At 46.0% G+C, this 21,455-nt stretch carries 16 protein-coding genes and 6 pseudogenes; 16 read left to right on the top strand and 6 right to left on the bottom strand.

What is annotated here, in order from left to right:
- Positions 1-197 precede the first annotated feature (197 nt).
- Positions 198-314 (top strand): reverse transcriptase N-terminal domain-containing protein, encoded by a 117-nt coding sequence (locus N39L_RS22380; protein WP_071941210.1) that lies wholly within the window; start codon positions 198-200, stop codon positions 312-314.
- A 75-nt stretch (positions 315-389) separates the two neighbouring features.
- A pseudogene (locus tag N39L_RS22375) lies at positions 390-631 on the top strand (HNH endonuclease).
- A 141-nt stretch (positions 632-772) separates the two neighbouring features.
- On the opposite strand, the pseudogene N39L_RS22370 reads toward N39L_RS22375, so the two are convergent.
- From N39L_RS22370 to N39L_RS22345, 6 genes and pseudogenes are all read right to left on the bottom strand, one after another.
- Positions 773-1,667, bottom strand: a pseudogene (locus N39L_RS22370) (IS630 family transposase).
- Positions 1,668-2,097: 430 nt separating this feature from the next.
- Positions 2,098-2,364, bottom strand: coding sequence for a 50S ribosomal protein L27 (gene rpmA / locus N39L_RS22365; protein ID WP_006615800.1), 267 nt, complete (start codon positions 2,362-2,364; stop codon positions 2,098-2,100).
- Between the two features lie 32 nt (positions 2,365-2,396).
- A pseudogene (locus N39L_RS22360) lies at positions 2,397-2,785 on the bottom strand (zinc ribbon domain-containing protein); the annotation flags it as partial.
- 213 nt (positions 2,786-2,998) lie between these two features.
- Positions 2,999-3,385 (bottom strand): 50S ribosomal protein L21, encoded by a 387-nt coding sequence (gene rplU / locus N39L_RS22355; protein ID WP_006615928.1) that lies wholly within the window; start codon positions 3,383-3,385, stop codon positions 2,999-3,001.
- A 7-nt stretch (positions 3,386-3,392) separates the two neighbouring features.
- Positions 3,393-3,554 (bottom strand): hypothetical protein, encoded by a 162-nt coding sequence (locus tag N39L_RS22350; protein ID WP_014276417.1) that lies wholly within the window; start codon positions 3,552-3,554, stop codon positions 3,393-3,395.
- Positions 3,555-3,644: 90 nt separating this feature from the next.
- Positions 3,645-4,913, bottom strand: a pseudogene (locus tag N39L_RS22345) (ISNCY-like element ISAtsp9 family transposase).
- An 872-nt stretch (positions 4,914-5,785) separates the two neighbouring features.
- On the opposite strand from N39L_RS22345, the pseudogene N39L_RS22340 reads away from it, so the two are divergent.
- From N39L_RS22340 to N39L_RS22275, 14 genes and pseudogenes are all read left to right on the top strand, one after another.
- A pseudogene (locus N39L_RS22340) lies at positions 5,786-6,823 on the top strand (reverse transcriptase domain-containing protein); the annotation flags it as partial.
- Positions 6,824-7,253: 430 nt separating this feature from the next.
- On the top strand, positions 7,254-7,415 hold the full coding sequence (locus tag N39L_RS22335) for a hypothetical protein (protein ID WP_157888727.1): 162 nt from the start codon (positions 7,254-7,256) through the stop codon (positions 7,413-7,415).
- 522 nt (positions 7,416-7,937) lie between these two features.
- Positions 7,938-8,738, top strand: a pseudogene (locus N39L_RS22330) (HNH endonuclease); the annotation flags it as partial.
- A 178-nt stretch (positions 8,739-8,916) separates the two neighbouring features.
- Positions 8,917-10,110 carry a hypothetical protein gene (locus tag N39L_RS22325; RefSeq protein ID WP_006617822.1) on the top strand — a complete coding sequence of 398 codons (1,194 nt, stop codon included), beginning with the start codon at positions 8,917-8,919 and terminating at the stop codon, positions 10,108-10,110.
- A 34-nt stretch (positions 10,111-10,144) separates the two neighbouring features.
- Positions 10,145-11,365 carry a GNAT family N-acetyltransferase gene (locus tag N39L_RS22320; protein ID WP_006617821.1) on the top strand — a complete coding sequence of 407 codons (1,221 nt, stop codon included), beginning with the start codon at positions 10,145-10,147 and terminating at the stop codon, positions 11,363-11,365.
- 14 nt (positions 11,366-11,379) lie between these two features.
- A complete protein-coding gene (ruvX, locus tag N39L_RS22315; RefSeq protein ID WP_006617820.1) occupies positions 11,380-11,826 on the top strand; it encodes a Holliday junction resolvase RuvX in 447 nt (148 codons plus the stop codon).
- Between the two features lie 120 nt (positions 11,827-11,946).
- Positions 11,947-12,522, top strand: coding sequence for a DUF3727 domain-containing protein (locus tag N39L_RS22310; RefSeq protein ID WP_006617819.1), 576 nt, complete (start codon positions 11,947-11,949; stop codon positions 12,520-12,522).
- A 54-nt stretch (positions 12,523-12,576) separates the two neighbouring features.
- Positions 12,577-13,650: an endolytic transglycosylase MltG gene (mltG, locus tag N39L_RS22305; protein WP_014276411.1), complete on the top strand. Its 1,074-nt coding sequence runs from the start codon at positions 12,577-12,579 to the stop codon at positions 13,648-13,650.
- A gap of 60 nt (positions 13,651-13,710) precedes the next feature.
- Complete coding sequence (locus tag N39L_RS22300; protein WP_006617817.1) at positions 13,711-14,226, top strand: YqeG family HAD IIIA-type phosphatase; 516 nt, start codon at positions 13,711-13,713, stop codon at positions 14,224-14,226.
- Positions 14,227-14,257: 31 nt separating this feature from the next.
- Positions 14,258-15,367: a glutamate 5-kinase gene (gene proB / locus N39L_RS22295; protein WP_006617816.1), complete on the top strand. Its 1,110-nt coding sequence runs from the start codon at positions 14,258-14,260 to the stop codon at positions 15,365-15,367.
- A 243-nt stretch (positions 15,368-15,610) separates the two neighbouring features.
- On the top strand, positions 15,611-16,552 hold the full coding sequence (locus tag N39L_RS22290; RefSeq protein ID WP_014276410.1) for a spermine/spermidine synthase domain-containing protein: 942 nt from the start codon (positions 15,611-15,613) through the stop codon (positions 16,550-16,552).
- A 98-nt stretch (positions 16,553-16,650) separates the two neighbouring features.
- A complete protein-coding gene (gene metH / locus N39L_RS22285) occupies positions 16,651-20,199 on the top strand; it encodes a methionine synthase (RefSeq protein ID WP_006617814.1) in 3,549 nt (1,182 codons plus the stop codon).
- Between the two features lie 42 nt (positions 20,200-20,241).
- Positions 20,242-20,745 carry a hypothetical protein gene (locus N39L_RS22280; RefSeq protein ID WP_014276409.1) on the top strand — a complete coding sequence of 168 codons (504 nt, stop codon included), beginning with the start codon at positions 20,242-20,244 and terminating at the stop codon, positions 20,743-20,745.
- A gap of 129 nt (positions 20,746-20,874) precedes the next feature.
- Positions 20,875-21,402, top strand: a complete 528-nt coding sequence (locus tag N39L_RS22275) for an SH3 domain-containing protein (RefSeq protein WP_014276408.1) — start codon at positions 20,875-20,877, stop codon at positions 21,400-21,402.
- The last annotated feature ends 53 nt before the right edge of the window (positions 21,403-21,455 follow it).

Raw genomic sequence — 21,455 nt, 5'->3', positions numbered from 1 at the left:
TCGAGGTAGTTAGTAGGGATAAGTGTAACCGCAAGTCCTAGAGGATGTGAGATATGACCAAAAGCCAACGCCCGGCTGTAATGGACGGGATATGCTAACAGGTCACGGTTTGATTGTAAGAATAGAGTCTAGTGGGTGTTTAAATGACGCAAGCGAGTTGAAAGAAAGGATTCGAGAAATCCAAACCAATCAAGACTATGAATAACGTATGGAAAGCTATCCCATGGGCTAAGGTTCAGCGGAAAGTTTTTAAGCTCCAAAAGAGGATATTTCAAGCAGCTAAATCGGGACAGGACGCGAAGGCCAGAAGGTGACAACGTCTATTGGTGAAATCATATTATGCCCGGCTCTTAGCAGTGCGGCTGTAGGGGCGGGTTCCACGGTCAGCCATGCTTCCCAACAGTCAGCTTAATGAACCCGCCCCCCAAGCGGGTCAAGGCTAAAAGACAGCCGGTGTCGATGGAATGATAGTAATATCTCCAGAACAAAGACTGACTTGAGCGGAGAACATTAAAGGAAATCTCAAAGCCAAAGCACTTAGGAGAGTATGGATACCAAAACCTGGCAGGGATGACCAATGCCCCCTGGGAATACCCACAATCCAAGACAGAGCGAGGCAAGCCTTGGTTAAGTCGGCACTTGAGCCTGAATGGGAATCAAGATTTGAAAGCACAAGCTACGGGTTCAGACCAGGCAGGTCAGCCCAAGATTCAATAGCTCGTATTTTCCTGAGTATAAACCAAGGGGAATACTATAGCACTAGTCAATACGGTTAGGACGCAGCCTTGAGAACAGAATCCATGGCATCATCGAGAGAATCAAACTGCTCACGTGCAATGGCGAATGCGGGCTTTCAACCACGACCAACATTTCTCTATCTTGTTGAGGTCTGGCGAATAAGGCGGAAGATAGAGTAAATGGCATTGAGCTGCCTCCACCAGTTCAGCCTGCCGCCCCCCTTTATGAAACGTTGCATTGTCCAATACTAGAGTCTGACCTGGCTTCAATGTTGGAATTAAGATGAACTCCAACCACAACTCAAACACTGTCCGATTACAACAACCCTCAAAGGTAAAGGGAGCTAAGAGTTGTTGATAACACCATGCGGGCATATAGCTCACCCTGCCCTGCCTCTTCCCTGATTTGAGGGCATCGAAGCGTTTTCCTTCCTCGCAGTAACCATAAGGGTAATCCGAGTCCTGACTATTCATGCCGGCTTCATCGAGGTAGACCACTTCTTGTGGCTCCATATGTTCAATCTGAGCAATAAACTCCTCTCGCTGTTGCTGATCACGTTCTTGGTAGCCGTAAGTTTTTTTTCTGGTGAAGCCAATTTTCTTCAAGGCTCTGGATATGGTGCGAGGAGAGATGTCGTCATCCCAAAGTTCAGCCATTTGAGCGGAGGTTTTGTCGCCATGCTCTTAGGCAAAAGCCTTGAATTTTTGCCAGTCGGTAATTTGGTGGCTATGACCAGGTGGGCGATTAGGTTTAGGGAGGAAGTCGCCGGTGTGTTCTTTTCTTTGCAGCCAGAGATTGATGGTGTTCCGGCTGACATGGAAAACTTGACTGGCTTCTGTTTTGGGTATACCGTCTAGTTCAATTGCATTAATAACTTTTTGTCTAAGGTCGTAACTGTAGGGGGCTGGCTTTTTGGGTCTTCTGTAGATATCCTTGCCATTATACGTCCTAACTGTTCTGTCTTGTGCTATATATTTCGGCATTTAACTCGCTTGCTGTGTACTCGTCTAGCTTAACGCAATTGTTGACCTTTGTCAATCGTTGTTCAGTGAATTGCCTAACAGGAAGAGTCTCTCCAAATCGCACTGTCTTAACCCCTTAAAACTGTTTAACGATTCGGTTCTAGAGCCGGGAACTAGCACGCATTCCAGGGTAGGAACTTTAACTCTTGCTCTGAACGTAGCCAGTTACGGCTATAGCTGGTCAGCTATTCTGTTGCGGGAGGCACGAAGCCCCCGTGCTTCAGGCGGGGGTGCTGACTACAATATTTCCCCGAAAACTGAAAAAACCGGACACTTATGGAGTCCGGTTATGGAAAAAATATCTGACGAGGCTGGTGGGAAACCCGCCCTACTATGGCTAGGATGCCACTTCTACGGGATAAACGCTGACTTTCTTGCCGCTTTTCCCCCGGCGCTCAAATTGCACAACTCCATCTACTTTGGCAAATAGAGTATCATCTTTGCCAATGCCTACATTGTTCCCAGGGTGGAACTTACAGCCGCGCTGACGCACGAGGATATTACCTGCACTGACTACTTGACCGCCATAGCGTTTGACTCCCAAACGCTGGGCGTTAGAGTCGCGACCGTTACGGGTGCTTCCTGTTCCTTTCTTATGAGCCATGATCTTCTCCTAATTAACCTGATCTGATACATTTACGCGACATTTTTCCGGTTGTTCCCGGACAATGCGACGATAGCACTATTACCCGTTAAGGTAACAGAGGCGGTATCCCGCAAAGCTTTTAGAAAGATTCCAAAAGCACCGTTCCAGTCCCGTGGTAGAGTGAACCCGCACTCCGGACATCGGAACACTTTTGAGCCACCTAGCTGGGAATGGACATGACCACAGTGAGTACAGGTTTTGCTGGTGTATTCTTAGGTCACATCTACAACTGTTCAGTTATTTCCGCTTGATGTCTCAGGGTTAGTTTGAATCGATAATGCGCCCATGTCAGCATGGCGCGGGCAGTCTTAGACCTGATTAGACGCTTCACCTGACTGGCCATATTGGAAGTCTCGAAGGTTGGCCAAAAAATTAGGCTGTGTTATGGGATGGTCAGGGATGCGACCCAATCAACCAAGGGGTTGAAGTCCTCACCGGGTAGTTATTTCGCCCATTTCAGCTCTATTTCATACCCGAAGGTCTCGCACCATACTTGGTATTGTAGCGCATCGCCCTAATTGGTTCAACTAATCTGTGATTAAATTAAGCTCTTATAATTCTAGTTTGCTTTAGTTGAGGACCAACTCCAAATTTATTCTGCTGTCGCGGCCTGGGGTTCTGAGGTTGGGCTTTCTGACTGTTCGCGACTGGCCAAAACTTCCCCGTTGAGAGTAATTGAATCAATCATCAATCGGGTTACTTCTTGGCGGTGGCCCCGTTTTTTGCGGGTTTTCTTCTTGGGTCGCATTTTATATACAATAACTTTGCGATCGCGGAAGTGCCGCACAATTGTCCCCTCAATGATCGCCCCAGCTACTAGAGGCTGACCGATATGGACGTTACCATCATGCTGAACCAGCAGCACTTTCTCGATGGTTAGTTTTTCATCTTGATCTACTGGTAGCGATTCAACATCGTAGAACCTACCCGGTTCTACCCGCACTTGTTTACCGCCCGTTTCAATAATTGCGTAAGTCATGGAATTGTTAGTAAAGTTGCCGTACAGGTAGCCAACAGTAGACGATCGCCTGTTTGTTTATGGTTGCCATTTCCACAAGGCGCGATCGCTCACCACTAGCATTTAGCAATATCTGAACCTGATCCGAGCCAGATTTATACAGACAATCTGTTATTATTTCATATTCCATCACTGTTTGTCAAGCACCATTAACCCCATAGCAGCAATTCTCATTTTGGAAATTCAACTGCTATCGGGTGGGATGTCTAACTCGAGACCCTCAAGCATAAAGGTCAGAAGGTGGTCCCAACTGTCGAAGTACAGTCTGGGTAAGCGCGCGCAAATCATTAAAGAAGGTTTGGCGCTTCGGTAAGTGCGCTCGTAGCAACTGGTACTTGTTATCGAGCAACTCCTGCAGGGTGTGGAAGAGCAGCGAGAGGATGTTGATGGTCCGGAGCAAGGAAGAAAGATGCTGCTTGCCATGGCCAAAATTGTGTTCGAGATGGTAGCCCTTGGTCTTGAGAGTGTTGTTGTTCTCATTCTCAACTTTCCAACGAGTCCGCCCGGCCCGAACCACCTCGGCTACATTCTCATCGCTGAGAGGATAATTCGTGGCCAAGGAGTTGTGATAGGTTACCTGGCCATCAGCGGTGGTGACAGTAAGTTCGCACCAGTTAACCAACAGGACCTCATCGCTATCTTTGAGGGGGACTCCGTTGAGATAGCGGTAGGTATAGGTTTTCTCGACTTTACCAGTCCACTTCTTGGTCGTGAGGGTCGGGAGTTCGATGCCCTCTAGGTGTTCATAGAGGGTAGTATGAGACTCGGGGCGACAGACGACGATGAAGTTAAGTTGCTGCTCTAAAAACTGCTGACACAACGGTTGGTGGCAATAGAGGTCATCCCCTCAAACCGTGACATTCAAAGCCCTCAAGCATTGTTCTTGCCTCGATAGCCAGCGTTTGGCGGCGGCATTCTCACAGTCTTGCTTATCATGACCATCTTGGGGCACGATAAATTCGGGGACTAAGGGAATCACATGATTCTGTCCCGGACAGACGATGACTGGAGTGACAACACTATGGAAGTAATGGGTTTTTCCTGACTTCTGGGTGCGCGTTGAACAGTGGGGACAGTGAATTTGGTCGGAACTGAAGTATTCGGTGCCATCCAACGCGACTAATAGACTGTCCCCTAGGCAACGGAAGTCTTCTAACTGCCCCTGGGCTTCCAAGACTTGTAGGATATCCTCAAACACTGGAAACAGGTGCTCTGGGGACACGGCATCTAATAAGTCCCGAATCTGGTTATCACAGGGAATTCGATGAACTCCAAACAGACTTTGGGCATTGCTCTTGCCTTTACTCCCCTCCATCAGACGTTGATAAGCCAGAAACGACGGAGTTTGAGTAAAAAACACACTAAACGCACTTAAAGCGGCATCCTCCATTCCATAGCGGCGATTTTTACCCCGGCGCTTGTCCGGTAGCGATGACAAGCACTGGCGGAAAGAACCGACTAGAGTCTCAAAGCCACCTGGCTTTTTCAACGGCTCTGGCGCTCCTGGGTTTCTTGGATGTCATTACGATACAGGGATGCTGGGGACTTGAACAGGTTTTCGCCAAAATGAGAATTGCTGAACCCCATAGTTATCAGAAACACTATTGATTATGTGGAACTGGCAAGGATAACCTAGAATAATCTCGATAGTGCGAAACGTTCAGGCATGAAATAGGGTTAAAACACCCGAAATAACCGCCTGATGGGGACTTTAACCCCTTGGTTGGATATAAGAAGCGCACTTCTGACCATCCCCATAACTGTTTATATGTACCAAAAATTTGTATCATACGATACCCAATTAAGGCAGGAAACCCAAGGTCAATACACTCTGTAACAATTCGTAACAATTCTTAACATAACGGAAACGTAACGAAACAGAGATGAGGGTCACGGCGATTCCCCCAATTTCAGGATTCACAACCCGTCAGATTGAAGCGGGGAATAAGAACTCGAAGGTGTACCCCAACACCAGAATCGAGATTAAGCGCCAACCATCCATGATTAGGGAAACCGAATGTCTGGCTTGAACCACCGTAATTATTCAGCAGCGAAAGAGGGGTGATACGCTACGTCCAAAAGGGCAAGGGGAAAAGCAGGATAATTATCGAGCTACCTGCACAGACCTTTAAAAGTACCCCGGTGGAAAGGACAAATCTAAAGATGGAATGCCCATATAAACGGAACGTTTTAAGCCCTCCTGGACTCTGAGAGTATGGTCGATACCTCAGTAGGGAAAAGTGTAACCGCAAGTCCTAGAGGGTGTGAGATGTGACCAAAAGCCAACGCCCGGCTGTAATGACAGGGATATGCTAACGGGTCACGGTTTGATTGTAAGAATAGAGTCAAGTAGGAGCACAAATGGCGCAAGCGAGTTTAAAGAACGGCTTTGGCAAGTCCAGACCAATCAAGACTACGAAAAACGCATGGAAAGCTATCCCATGGGCGAAAGTCCAGCGAAAAGTTTTCAAACTCCAAAAGAGGACATATCAAGCAGCTAAATCGGGACAGGATGCAAAGGTTAGAAGGTTGCAACGTCTATTGGTGAAATCATACTATGCCCGACTCTTAGTAGTGCGGCTGTAGGGGCGGGTTCCACGGTCAGCCATGCTTCCCAACAGTCAGCTTAATAAACCCGCCCCCCAAGCGGGTCAAGGAAAAAGAATGGCTGGAGTTGATGGGGCTATCACAATCTCCCCTAAACAAAGGTTTGAACTGACTGAGAAAATCAAAGGAAACCTCAAAGCAAAAGCACTTAGGAGAGTATGGATACCAAAACCTGGTAGGGATGAAAAACGCCCGCTAGGGATTCCTACAATCCAAGATAGAGCCAGGCAAGCCTTGGTTAAATCGGCACTCGAACCCGAATTGGAAGCGAGATTTGAAGGCACAAGCTATGGGTTTAGACCTGGTAGGTCAACCCACGATGCAATTTGCAGGATTTACACTGCCATTAATCAGGGACAATACTATGTTCTTGATGCGGATATAGCGAAATGCTTTGATAGAATTAACCATGATTACCTACTGTCCACAATTCATTGTCCAAGCAGCTTGAAAAGAGACCTGAAACAATGGCTAAAAGCAGGTGTGCTAGATAATGGCGTATTCGAGGATACAGAAGCATGGACACCCCAAGGAGGGGTAATAAGCCCAATACTCGCCAACATCGCACTGTTGGGAATGGTTAGGTTAATAGAAACAATGTATCCCAAGAAAAAGAACAGGGTGCAAGCCAATGTCATAAGATACGCCGATGATTTTGTAGTGATATCACCTTCACTAGACATCATTGAACAGTGCAAAACTGCTATTTCCGAATGGCTAAAACCTGTAGGACTAGAAATCAAACCTGAAAAAACTCGAATCTGTCACACACTCAATCCAATTGTGCGAAACGTTTAGGAGACCAAATAGGGCTACAATGCCTGAAATAACCTCCTAGTGGGACTCCAACCCCTTGGTTGGATATAAGGAGTGCTCGCCTGACCATCCCATAACTATCTATGTGTCTCAACATCTGGCTTCGACAACCAGATAAGGCAGAGAGACTCAAGGTCAAGACTAAGCGAAAGAAAGAGGGAAGTTGTGAACCCTTGAGTATAACGTAAGGTTGAGAGTAACGGCGGTGTGCGAGACGTTTAGGAGTGAAATAGGGCTGCAATGCCTGAAATCATCTCCTAGTGGGACTTCTACCCCTTGGTAGAATATAAGGTGAGCGTACCTGACCATCCCATAACTATCTATGTGTTCCAATTATCTGGGCTAAATTGGATTTAGAATCAGATAAAGGCTAAGAGACTCAAGGTCAAGGCTGAACGCTGGTGTTATGTACAGCAGGAAGTTGAGAGTAACGGCGGTAGCCACCCCCAGTTTCAAGGCTCACACCCGTCAGATTGAAGCGGGGAACGGAAGGCGTGAAGTAGAACCTACTACCATACGCGACCACTGCCAATCATCCATGATTAGGGAAACCGAATGTCTGACTTGAACCATCGTAATGAGTGAGTAGCGAAAACAGGTTGATACGCTGCGCTCAAAAGGGCAAGGGGAAAAGTGGGAGTCTAACTGAGTTACCCAAAAGCAACGAGAGTTGTGCACAGACCTTTAAAGTACCCCGGTGGACAGGACGAATCTAAAGATGGAATGCCCGCATAGATGGAACGTTTAAACCCCTCATTGGCTCTGCCCCACGGCAGAGCGTGAAAAGTGTAAGCGTATGCCTTGAAGGGGAAAGGATGTGACTGAAAGCTAATGCCTAACTGTAATGGTTAGGATATGCCCACTAGTCACGGTGTGGATATAGATACTGCGATTAGTAGGAGTTTAATGGCAGCGAGTTTAAAGACTAACGCAGGCATATAGCTTTGAAAGTTGAAGTACGAAAGCAGGGGGTTGTAGCCCTGTTCCTAATGAAAAAAGGGGTATCGACATCAGGAGCCGTATGAGGTGAAAGTCTCAAGTACGGTTTGGAAGTGGAGTTGGGGAAGGCGACTTCCCTTTCGACCATAACGAATATGACGGAAAAACAGAAGAACCAGGGTTCAACTTTTTAGGATTCAACATCAGGCAGTATCCTGTGGGAAAACATAAATCTGGGAAAAGTGCACAAAAAAAGGTGTTGGGATACAAAACCCACATAAAACCCAGTAAGAAAGCAGTTAAAGCCCATACAGAAGTGATTAAGGGTGTGATTAAACAACATAAAACAGCACCCCAATCAGCCCTGATTAGCAAACTAAACCCGATTATCCGAGGATGGTATAATTACTATTCAGGGGTAGTTTCATTAGAAACCTTCAACAAACTAGACTGTGTAATCTGGCAAATGTTAAGGGCATGGACAGTTACAAGATGTGGAAAGGCAAGTTATGAAAAACTGAGTAATTATTTCAGACCTGGAAAGGTAGCGCTCAGTAATGGGAAAGAAAGACATGAGACCTGGTTATTCCAGACTAAGGACGGGAAAACGCTATGGAAACATAGCTACACCTCGATTGTCAGACACACCCTAATCCGCCCGGAAGCAACACTTCTTTATGACGGAAACTGGACTTACTGGGCAACCAGGAAAGAACAGGCAATTGGAACACCAAACAGGGTAGCAAAACTACTCAAAAAGCAAAAAGGTAAGTGTAACTGGTGCGGGCAATACTTTACCCCATCAGATTTAGTTGAAGTTGACCACATACATCCCAGAAGTCAAGGCGGAAAGGATGAGTACAAAAACCTTCAACTACTACACCGCCATTGTCACGATGATAAGACAGCCTTGGATGAGGCTAACGCTGTGTCCTTAACAATGGAACAGTCTGCGCGTGCGTCACATCATGAAGTTTTTCGTGTCTATGCCAATTATCGGGATGTGGAAGCACCACTAGAGCCGGATGAGGTGAAAGTCTCATGTCCGGTTCTGAATGGGAGGGGATAGAGGCGACTCTATTCTCGACCCCTAGTTCATTCATGTTTGATAGCTTTATTGGGGGGCTGGTGTGATTATTGTAAATCTGATTTTATCGTTAGCGATCGCCATGGTAGTAGCGATCGCCATCATTTTAATTGCCTTAGAATGGCAGCATCGTAACCGTCCGGGTAATGACTTAGAACTAAGAGCCATCAATTGGGAAAAGACACTCACAGAACCCCAAAGACTCTTGCTCAAAGGAGAATTTGAACTATATAACCGGACCAAGACCCTAGAAATAATGGTGCCGGAGGTCACAGCCAAAGTCAAACTCCTATCCGATGGCAGTTTAGCCCATACCAGGGTAAACACCCGCATCATTGCCGCCCATGAAGACACCAAACCGAGAGCCGATGATTACTGGTTAGCCTATATCGTCAAAGCGCGTAAAATCACCCGATTCCAAGCAATTATCGACATTCAAAGCCCAAACATCAAGGAACTCCAGTCAGCTTGGGTACAAATTCGCTACGTCACCTACGGACCCCAAGGCAGAATACCCAAAGTCCGCCATTTGGTGATTCCCATGCAATACCCAGATCCGCAAATTCCCCCCACTCCTCGCCCCGTAGAAGGCGGCGGTCAAGTATTCCCGATCCGCACCCATCTCCTGGCCCAACTAGATGATCCCGTCGAAGTAGTGCAGCGTTATGTGATGCCACACGCCAAACCCGGAGATATTGTTACAATGGGAGAAACTCCCCTAGCCTTAATTCAAGGTAAGTTCCGCCACCCAACCGAAGTCAAACCCGGATGGGTAGCCCGCCGAGTTTGTTACTTTTTTATGCCCACCTCCAGCCTAGCCACCGCCTGCGGACTGCAAACCCTAGTGGATATAGTCGGTCCGGTGCGGGTTTTGGGAGCCTTTGTCGGAGGTGCGATTGGCAAAGTATTAGGTCATCGGGGCGGGTTTTACGAATTAGCCGGGGAACAAGCACGCCTTATTGATGATGTTACCGGAACCCTACCACCTTACGATCAATTTATTGTCCTGGGTCCAGAAGACCCTGAAGGAGTAGTTAACCGTATTCGCCAAGCCACGGGACTAGAAGCAGCCATTGTAGACGTTAACGACTTGAAAGCCGTTAAAATATTGGCAGCGACTTCTGGTTTATCTACGGCTTTAGTGGAGCGATCGCTCAGAAGCAATCCCGCCGGAAATGCTGATGAGCGCACCCCATTAGTTCTGATCCGTCCCGAATCTGATCAAAGCCTTGAATAATGATCTACCAACACCCCCAAACCCCAGGAGGTACATGAATTTATTTCCTTCTCCCAATCAAACTCAGGCGACAATTCGCCCCTTTCAATATCGCGATTTAGAGGCTTTTGAGCGTTTGTCTCAGCTCACGCGCCCGGTAGATGAGCCATGGCGCGAAGACCCCGCCATCGACCCGGAAATCAAACAACTTCGACTCTGGTATGGCTTACTCCGATTTCTGAGTTGGTTTCCCAACCCCTGTCAGCACCTATTTAATACCTATGTAGCCGAACAGGGGGGACAGGTTCAAGGAGTGATCAGAGTTTCCCCCTTCAACCGTACCCGTAGCACCTGGCGGGTTCAGCGAGTGTCCGTAGACCCGGCCACTAATTCCGGTAGTATTGGTTCCCAACTGTTGCGATACTGCTTTGAAACTATTTGGGAAGCCAGAACCTGGGTTTTGGAGGTCAATGTTAACGATAAAGATGATTTGGCGCTGTATCGACAAAATGGCTTCCAACCCCTGGCTAAAATCACTTACTGGTCCGTAGAACCTGAATTGCTGGCTGATTTAGCCCAATCTGTGGCGGATGTCCCTAATCTACTTCCGGTCAGTAATGCTGATGCTCAATTGTTGTATCAATTAGATACGGTTTCTATGCCACCTCAAGTCCGACAGGTGTTCGATCGCCATATTCTCGATTTTCAAACTAATGTGATCAGAGCGATCGCCGATGGAGTGCGACAATGGCTTGATGGAGTCGAACAGGTCAGCGGTTATGTGTTTGAACCTCAACGCAAGGCGGCGATCGGTTATTTTCAAATCCAACTGTGTCGAGATGGTCGCCAACCCCATCAAGCCGAGTTAACCGTTCATCCCGCCTATACTTGGTTATACCCCGAACTTTTATGTCAAATGGCTCAATTAGTCCAAGATTTTCCGCCTCAGTCCCTGCGACTGGCTTCCGTGGATTATCAACCCGAACGCGAAGCCTATTTACAAAAAGTCGGAGCCGAGCCCGTGGAACACACCCTGCTAATGTCGCGATCGGTTTGGCACAAATTGCGTGAGTCAAAAACGATCGCCGAACCTCTCCAATGGTCCGAAGTTCTCCAAAGTTTGCAACCATCGAGAAAGCCAGTTCCGGGGGGAATGTCATGGCTAGGACCAATGGATCGCCATCATACCCATCCAGGTCAGACCAGCACTGCTGATTCCTCCGCCAAAATGCAACCCCAAAACATCGCCGAGAGTGGTGCATCAGACCCAAATTAAACCAGGCGCGAGCAATGAATGATATCACCCCCAAAGGCTATATATCAGCCCTAGGCTTAGATATTGGTCGCCGTCGCATTGGAGTAGCTGGCTGTGATGGTACCGGCTTAATCGCCACCGGATTAACTACCATTGTCCGCACCCACTTTGAGGCGGACTTAGCCCAGTTTCAGGCCATAATCCAACAGCGCCAGGTGCAAATTTTAGTCGTCGGTTTACCCTATTTGAGCAATGGAGAGTTAGGAACCCAAGCCCGTCAGATCCAAAAATATACCCGACGACTGCAAAAATCCCTGGCTCTACCCGTAGAATATTTTGATGAGCGCTTAACATCCATTGAGGCCGAAGAGATGTTAAAAGGCCAAAAAATCCCCCTGTCTGAGAATAAAGCCCTGATTGACCGCAAAGCGGCCGCCTTGATTCTGCAACAGTGGCTCGATCAACGCCGCCACAAATCCTAGGGGTTAAGGGATCACTGTTATGTTATTCTTTCTGGTACAAGTGGATCTGTATCAATTGTACCCATTGGTATAATTCTGATTGCCTTATTTTTTTGAGCAACCATACTACTTTCAAAAATCATGCCATCCCAATTTTCCGACGAGAATATCCCCGAACCAGAGGCCACTACCCTAACTGATGAACAAGGGCGATCCATTGAATGCACCATTGAGTCATCCTTTAGCTTAGACGGGGAAGAATATATTTTGCTGCTTCCCCTCGATACCCCCGTGGAAATCCTCACTTGGTCTGATGATGAGGATGAAGAGGTGGCAGTTCCGGTAGAGTCAGAAGCCGTCATCGATAGCATTTTCGCCACCGCGAAAGTAGTTCTGGAAGAACAGAACCTCACCCTGAAACGTACAGCAGTCACCTTGACTGTCGCTGGGGAATTACCAGAGGACATTTTTGATAATGATGTAGACGGTAATGGTTCTGGTGGGGGGGATGAGGAAGATTATGAGGAACTGTTGATGCTCACAACTTTTTATCATGAAGAACAAGAATACGGCATTTATACCCCCCTCGATCCATTTTTTATTTTGGCTCGTAGGAATCCGAAAGGTGAGCCACAATTGCTGTCTTCTGAAGAATTAGATAAAATTGAACCACTACTACCGATGATTGAGGAGAAACTATTTGGAGATTTTAGTTAAAAGCCGAACTGCTAATTAAGCAGAAGTAGTTGTTAGTGATTGATAGAATAGGTTATGGGACGGATTTCTAAAGGTATTTTTTATTTCGCCATAGTACCATTAGTGTGGGGATTTTGTGGTTGGCAAGGATGGAGTTGGTGGAGTTGGGCTAGTTCTCCTCACATAGATGGAGATGCGATCGGGGAAAATGCGGCCGCAGAAACTGCTATCCAGATTTCAATTCCCCCAGGAACATCCAGCCAACAAATTGGCCTCGATTTGGAAAGCGCTGGCTTGATTAGATCATCGACAGCATGGCGGTTATGGTCTAGGTGGTTGGTTTTCCGAGACCCAGATGGAGAATTTAAAGCGGGAAATTACCAGTTATCCCCTACGGAGTCCCTCGGTGACATTGCCGATCGCATTTGGACTGGGGAAGTGATGCAAACCAGCTTTACCATTCCAGAGGGGTGGTCGATTCGGGAAATGGCCGAATATTTCCAAGCACAAGGGTTCTTTTCAGCCGAGGAGTTTATCGCACAAGCTCAACAAATACCCTATGATCAATATCCATGGTTGCCGCAAGGATTACCCCTACTGGAAGGATATTTATATCCTGATACCTATGTGGTGGCTAGTGATTTGATTACGCCCAAAACCGTGATTAACCAGATGCTAACTCAATTTGAAAGGGTGGCGCTACCAATTTATCAACAAAGCCGAGACAGACACAATCTTGATCTTAATGAATGGGTAGCACTGGCTAGTATTGTGGAAAAAGAGGCGGTGGTGGCTGATGAACGGGATTTGATTTCTGGGGTGTTTCATAATCGCCTCAGAATGGGAATGCCATTAGCAGCAGATCCTACCGTAGAATATGGCTTGGGGATTCGCCAAACTGTTGACCAACCCCTCACTTTTAGACAGGTGGAAACTCCGGGACCTTACAATACTTATCTGAATGTGGGACTCCCACCAACAGCGATCGCCTCCCCAGGTGTGGCTAGTTTAAAGGCTACCCTAAATCCAGCCGAAACAGATTACCTCTATTTTATGGCTCGGTATGATGGTACTCATATCTTTAGCCGCACCGGAGAAGAACATCAGGCGGCGATCGCAGAAGTCGAACGACAACTGGCTAATCAATAAAAATGTGATGAATTACTCTGTTTTCATGTAGGATAGTAGAGTTAAACTCTACAATCAGCTATGTCCTGGGGAAAACTTTTAGAACCAGATCTGGTTCTGGGCGACTCGATTATGCAGCTTATACCTGATATCCTTCATCAGTATGATCTCAAAGGACTGGTGTTAGATGTCGATGAAACTTTAGTCCCTATAACCACCCAGGAAGTCTCTGATGAGTTGCGAGAGTGGGTAGAAAATGTTAGACCCCTATTTTCCCTCTGGTTAGTTAGCAACAATATCAGCCAGACTCGCATTAGTGGTATTGCTAACGCCCTGGGTTTACCATACATTAACGCGGCGGCTAAACCCTCCCGCCGCAAACTTCGTCAAGCCGTCGATGCTATGGATATCCCCACCGCTCAAATTGCGATGGTTGGCGATCGCCTATTTACCGATGTTCTGGCGGGAAACCGTTTGGGAATGTTTACAATTCTAGTGGAACCAATGGTTGACCCCATGCAAACTGGTACATCTTTTTCAACTCGATCTATCGAAGTTTGGATATCTAAACTCCTCGGCGCTGTTTTGAAAAATTAACAACCCATTTCCGACCCCCCCAATACCAATTATGACCTGTACTATTGTTGTGAAAATTGGTACCTCCAGTTTAACCCAGTCGGAAACTGGACACTTGGCGCTGTCAACCTTGGCGACTCTGGTAGAGACTTTAACCGACCTACGAAGGAACGGAAATCGCGTCGTTTTAGTGTCCTCTGGTGCGGTGGGTGTAGGACGCGATCGCCTGGGATTAACCGAAAGACCTAGGGCGATCGCCCTTAAACAAGCCGTCGCCGCCGTCGGACAGGGGCGCTTGATTAGGGTTTATGATGATTTATTTACTACCCTCAAACAACCCATCGCCCAAGTCCTGCTAACTCGCGGAGATTTAGTACAACGCAGCGGCTATGTCAACGCTTATAATACCTTTCAACAACTGCTGAAATTGGGTGTCATTCCTATTGTTAATGAAAATGATACCGTCGCTGTCGATGAATTACGGTTTGGGGATAATGATACTTTATCAGCTTTAGTCGCTAGTTTAGTAGAGGCAGATTGGCTATTTATGTTAACTGATGTCGAAAGCCTTTATTCCGCCGACCCTCGCAGTAATCCTCATGCTAAACCTATTCATCTAGTTACTAATATTCAACAGTTACAAGAATTTCAAGTTGACGTGGGTTCTTCCCGCAGCAGTTGGGGGACTGGGGGGATGATTACTAAAATTGAGGCGGCGCGTATCGCTACCGCTTCCGGGGTGCGTACTGTCATTACTGATGGTAAACATCCTGCTAATCTTCAAAAAATTCTCACCGGAGAGGCGATCGGGACTCAGTTTGAACCTCAATCTCGCCCCGTAAATTCCCGTCGCCACTGGATCGCTAATGTCTTAGTTCCCATGGGTAAACTTTACCTTGACTCCGGCGCAATTAAAGCTATTAAAGAGGGGGGAAAGTCTCTCCTAGCAGCAGGAGTTATCAAGGTTGAGGGAGAATTTAACCCCCATGATTCTGTGCAATTATGTGATAATAACCATCAAGAAATAGCCAGGGGTTTAGTTAACTATAGTAGTTCCCAAATGCTGAGAATTAAAGGTTGTCACTCTGAACAAATACCCGAAATTCTCGGTTATGCGGGGGCGGAAACTGTCATACATCGAGATAATTTAGTCATTCTGTAGCCGGGTTTTTTAGGTGTCAATAAAACCTGAGATGATGACATATATCTATGGTCATAATATCGCCTGAAGTTCACCGTTACCTAGGGACTGGTGGGATAGATAGCCCCATGCTATCAATCACTATTCATAACCGAAAATACCCAGGCTGATCTAGCCCTATGATTGGACCATTAAACCACAAGACCGAAACCAGATGATTTATAATTACTGTAGGATTTGACCCATAAACAAGGAGGATAACTCATGGTGGGTAGTCAGATAGCAGCCGACTTGTGGCTCAATGATTATATAACATCTTGGGATATTTATGCTCATGGTGTGATCAGGGTTCTACTTTCTCAGCAGACTGCCTATCAGAAAATGGAGATTTTAGAAACAGTATCTTATGGTCGGGTTTTGGTTTTGGACGGGAAACTACAATCATCTATAGTTGATGAATTTTTATATCATGAACCCTTAGTGCAACCCGCCTTAATTTATCATGGAAACCCCCAAAAAGTTCTGATATTAGGAGGTGGAGAAGGTGCGACTGTGCGGGAAGTCTTGCGCTGGCATACCGTGGAAGAAGTAGTGATGGTAGACCTAGATCAAGAAGTGGTAGAAGCCTCTAAAAAATATTTGCCAGAAATGAGCGATCGCGCCTTTGATGACCCCCGCACCACAGTTAATATTGACAATGCCATTAACTTCCTAGATAGCACATCTCAAAAGTGGGATGTGATTATCTCTGACCTGTCCGACCCGGTAGAGTCAGGACCATCTTTTCAACTGTTTACCCAAGAATATTTTAGCAAAATGGCGCGAGTCCTGAAACCCGATGGTTTCCTAGTAGTACAAGCTGGCTCAACCGCCTTAGCTGGATTGGGGTTTCATACGAAAGTCGCCCATACCATCAATCAAGTATTTCCCCATATCCAAAGCTATAGCAGTGATGTTCCCAGTTTTGGAGAACCTTGGGGGTTTGTGTTAGCATCTAAACAACCAATTTCCTCCCGACCTGACCCGGAATCAGTTAATCAGTTATTAGCTACCCAGACGAAGGGAGGGTTAAGGATGTTAGACGGAAAAACGCTGTTAGGATTATTTCAGAACCCTACCTACCTACGAAATGCGATCGCATCTGAAACCGAAGTGTACACCCTAGCCAACCCCCCTCAAAATCACTCGGTAAATAATTGGGGGTGAATCTGGGCGAAAATTGTGTAAAAATAGTAGATAGCTGCGATCGCATCTTAACCATAATATCCAATCGATCTAAAAAAAAATCTATCTTTAAATCCCCTATGGAAAGCCTATTTTTACAACGCCTTCACAGTCCCCAACGCCCCGTGATCATCTTTGATGGCGCAATGGGAACTAACCTACAAGTCCAAAACCTCACCGCCGAAGACTTTGGGGGGAAAGAATACGAAGGCTGTAACGAATACCTCGTCCATACCAAACCCGAAGCCGTCGCCACCGTCCACCGCCAATTTTTGCAAGCTGGCGCTGATGTTATTGAAACCGATACCTTTGGGGGGACTTCTATCGTATTAGCAGAATACGACCTCGCCGACCAAGCCTATCAACTCAATCAAACCGCCGCCACACTCGCCAAAAGCGTCGCCGCTGAATTTTCTACCCCCGAAAAACCTCGCTTTGTGGCAGGTTCAATGGGACCGGGAACTAAACTCCCCACCCTCGGACATATCGATTTTGATACCCTAGAACGTGCTTTTTGTCAACAAGCAGAAGGCTTATTTGATGGTGGGGTAGACCTGTTTATTGTCGAAACCTGTCAGGATGTCCTGCAAATTAAAGCCGCCCTTAATGGTATCGAAGAAGTATTTAAAATGAAAGGGGAACGGCGACCAATTATGGTATCCGTAACTATGGAGGCTTTTGGAACTATGTTAGTCGGTTCCGAAATTAACGCCGCCCTAACTATTCTCGAACCCTATCAAATCGATATTTTGGGACTTAACTGCGCCACGGGTCCCGATTTAATGAAGGAACACATCGCCTATTTATCAGAACATTCCCCCTTTGTGGTCTCCTGTATTCCTAACGCTGGTTTACCGGAAAATGTCGGCGGTCAAGCTCATTATAAACTCACCCCCCTAGAGTTAAAAATGGCTTTAATGCACTTTATAGAAGATTTGGGAGTACAGGTGATTGGCGGCTGTTGTGGAACCCGTCCTGACCATATTAAAGCCTTGGCGGAAATTGCCCAAACCTTGACCCCAAAACCTCGCCATCCTCAGATTACACCCTCGGCGGCTTCTATCTACAGTACCATCAGTTATGAACAGGAAAACTCGTTTTTAATTGTGGGTGAAAGACTCAACGCCAGCGGGTCGAAAAAATGCCGGGATTTACTCAATGCAGAAGACTGGGATGGTTTGGTCGCCCTCGCTAAAACACAGGTGAAAGAAGGGGCGCAAATTCTTGATGTGAACGTTGATTATGTGGGGCGTAACGGAGTCCGAGATATGCACGAGTTGGTATCTCGGCTGGTGACTAATGTTAATCTTCCTTTGATGTTGGATTCTACGGAATGGGAAAAAATGGAGGCTGGCTTAAAGGTCGCTGGGGGGAAATGTTTACTTAATTCTACTAACTATGAAGACGGGGAACCTCGGTTTTATAAGGTGTTGGAATTGGCGAAAAAATACGGCGCTGGTGTGGTGGTGGGAACTATTGACGAGGAGGGAATGGCGCGGACAGCCGCCAAAAAGTTTGCGATCGCTCAAAGGGCTTATAATGATGCGATCGCCTTTGGTATCCCCGCCACAGAAATATTTTTTGACCCCCTAGCTTTACCTATTTCTACCGGAATTGAAGAAGACCGCGAAAATGGGAAAGCCACTATTGAAGCCATTCATCAAATGCGCCAACAACTCCCCGGATGCCATATTTTATTAGGGATATCTAATATTTCCTTTGGTTTGAACCCGGCGGCGCGACAGGTGTTAAATTCAGTGTTTTTGCACGAAACCATGGCCGTGGGTTTGGATGCCGCTATTGTGACTGCTAATAAAATCCTACCTCTGGCTAAAATTGAACCCGAACATCAAGAAGTCTGCCACCATTTGATTTATGACCAACGACAGTTTGATGGGGATGTTTGTACCTACGATCCCTTAACTAAATTAACTACCCTATTTGAAGGTAAAACTACTAAACGCGATCGCAGTGGTGATGCTAATTTACCAATTGAAGAACGCCTCAAACAGCATATCATTGATGGGGAACGCATAGGCTTAGAAGATGCTCTCGCCGAAGCCATCAAAAAATATCCCCCCCTAGATATTATTAACATTTTCCTATTAGACGGGATGAAAGTTGTCGGCGAACTATTTGGGTCTGGTCAAATGCAACTACCCTTTGTTCTCCAGTCCGCCCAAACCATGAAGGCGGCGGTTGCTTACCTAGAGCCGTTTATGGAAAAATCCGAATCGGGAAATAATGCCAAAGGAACCTTTGTAATTGCCACAGTCAAAGGAGATGTTCACGATATCGGTAAAAACCTAGTTGATATCATCCTATCTAATAACGGTTATAAAGTCGTTAATTTAGGCATTAAACAACCCGTTGATAATATTATTTCCGCCTACCGAGAACATAACGCCGACTGTATCGCCATGAGTGGTTTACTGGTTAAATCCACCGCCTTTATGAAAGATAACTTAGAGGTATTCAATCAAGAGGGAATTACCGTTCCCGTCATTTTAGGGGGTGCTGCTTTAACCTCCAAGTTTGTCTATGAAGACTGTCAGAACACCTATAAAGGTCGGGTAATTTATGGGAAAGATGCCTTTTCCGACCTCACCTTTATGGATAAATTAATGCCCGCCAAGAAAGCCGGAAAATGGGAAGATTTCAAAGGCTTTTTAGATGAATTTGTCCAAGATGAAACCATCACCACTAACGGTCAGAGTCAACAGTCACCACCCCAAACAGACCAGCCAGAACCTGACACCCCAAAAGTAGTAGATACCCGACGTTCCGAAGCCGTAGCAGTAGATATAGAACGTCCTACGCCGCCATTCTGGGGGGTGAAAGTTCTCGAACCTGTGGATATGCCCTTTGATGAATTATTCTGGTATTTAGATTTACAAGCCTTAACCGCCGGACAATGGCAGTTCCGTAAACCCCAAGGACAACCCAGGGAGGAATATAACCAGTTTTTAGAAGCTAAAGTTTATCCAATTTTGGCAGAGTGGAAACAGCGAATTATTGCCGAAAACTTACTCCAACCCCGCGCCGTCTATGGCTATTTTCCCTGTCAGTCGGAAGGGAACACGCTGTTAATTTATGACCCCGAAAAAATTAAGGCCGGAGAAATTTCCGAACCAATTACCAGTTTTGAATTTCCCCGCCAGCGGTCTGGTCGTCGCCTCTGTATTGCTGACTTTTTCGCCCCTAAAGATAGCGGTAAAATCGACGTTTTTCCGATGCACGCCGTCACCGTGGGACAAATCGCGACAGATTACGCCCAGAAGCTATTTGCTGCTGATGATTATACGAATTACTTGTATTTCCATGGTATGGCAGTACAAACGGCTGAAGCCATGGCAGAATGGTTACACGCCCGCATTCGCCGCGAGTTAGGTTTTGGTGGGGAGGATGCTGATAATATTCGCGATATCCTGAAGCAGCGTTATCGAGGTTCCCGTTACAGTTTCGGCTATCCGGCTTGTCCGAATATGCAAGACCAATATAAACAGTTAGATCTGTTGAAAGCAGAGGTAATTGGTTTATATATGGATGAAAGTGAACAGCTTTACCCAGAACAGTCTACTACTGCGATTATCACTTATCACCCGGCGGCTAAGTATTTTAGCGCCTAATATCTCTCTACTCAACTATCTCTATTATTGAGGCAATCAATCATGAAAGTTTTTGTGCATACCCGCACCATTTTTAAAGCCGAACCTCTCCCGGCTAATCAATTACCTAGTCATAAAAAAATCGAAGTTCCGGGGGGTGCTAGTTTTATCGCTTGGAATAATAGTCGTTATTTGGAAGACGGACATTATCAGATGATTATAGATTCCGATTTGGGTTCAGGAGAACAAAATCGTTCTACTTCCTGGTATATTCCCAGGGTTCATGTTGATGTATTTGAATGTATTGCTAAGGTGAAAACTGAGGGGTTAAATTTGAGAAGATCCCCTAACCCTAACGATAGTAACAACATTCTCGACAAGCTACCATTAGGAGCCTTTGTTGAGATATTTGATGGGACTTATGTTAATCAAAATCTAGGGATATGGTGGTGTGGTCGCGCTTTATGTACTGCAGACAAACAAAATTGGTTTAATGATGCACAAATAGGGTGGATGTCCTACAAACATTTAGAGATGACGGATCTGAAGATTCACGATATCTATTAATAGTTAAGAATGATGACTTTTTGATGTCTAATTCTGACTACTGCGATTATCACTTACCACCCGGCGGCTAAGTATTTTAGTGCCTAATATGTCTCAAATCAACTATCTCTATTACTGAGGGAACTAATCATGAAAGTTTTTGTGCATACCCCCACTATTTTTAAAGCGAAACCTCTCCCGGCTAATCAATTACCTAGTCATGAAAAAATCGAAGTTCCGGCGGGCGCTAGTTTTATCGCTCGGAATAATAGTCGTTATTTGGAAGACGGACATTATGAGATGATTATATATTCCTATTTGGGTTCAGGAGAACAAAATCGTCGTGATTTCTGGTATATTCCCAGGGTTCATGCTGATATATTTGAATCTATTGCTAAGGTGAAAACTGAGGGGTTAAATTTGAGAAGATCCCCTAACCCTAACGATAGTAACAACATTCTCGAAAAGCTACCATTAGGAACTTTCGTTGAGATATTTGATGCGACTTATGTTAATCAAAATCTAGGGATATGGTGGTGTGGTCGCGCTTTATGTACTGCAGATAAACAAAATTGGTTGAATGGACAAATAGGGTGGATGTCCTACAAACATTTAGAGATGACGGATATGAAGATTCGTGAGATTCCTGGTGGTAGAGGAAGTCTGTGGATAAGTTGATATTTAAGAATGATGACTTTTTGATGTTGAATGTAGGTCAATAGTTTATACAG

The organism is Limnospira platensis NIES-39 (assembly GCF_026000695.1).
Taxonomy (GTDB): domain Bacteria; phylum Cyanobacteriota; class Cyanobacteriia; order Cyanobacteriales; family Microcoleaceae; genus Limnospira; species Limnospira platensis.
The sequence above is the reverse complement of the archived record's forward strand: the minus strand, read 5'-3'. Positions and strand labels throughout refer to the sequence as shown.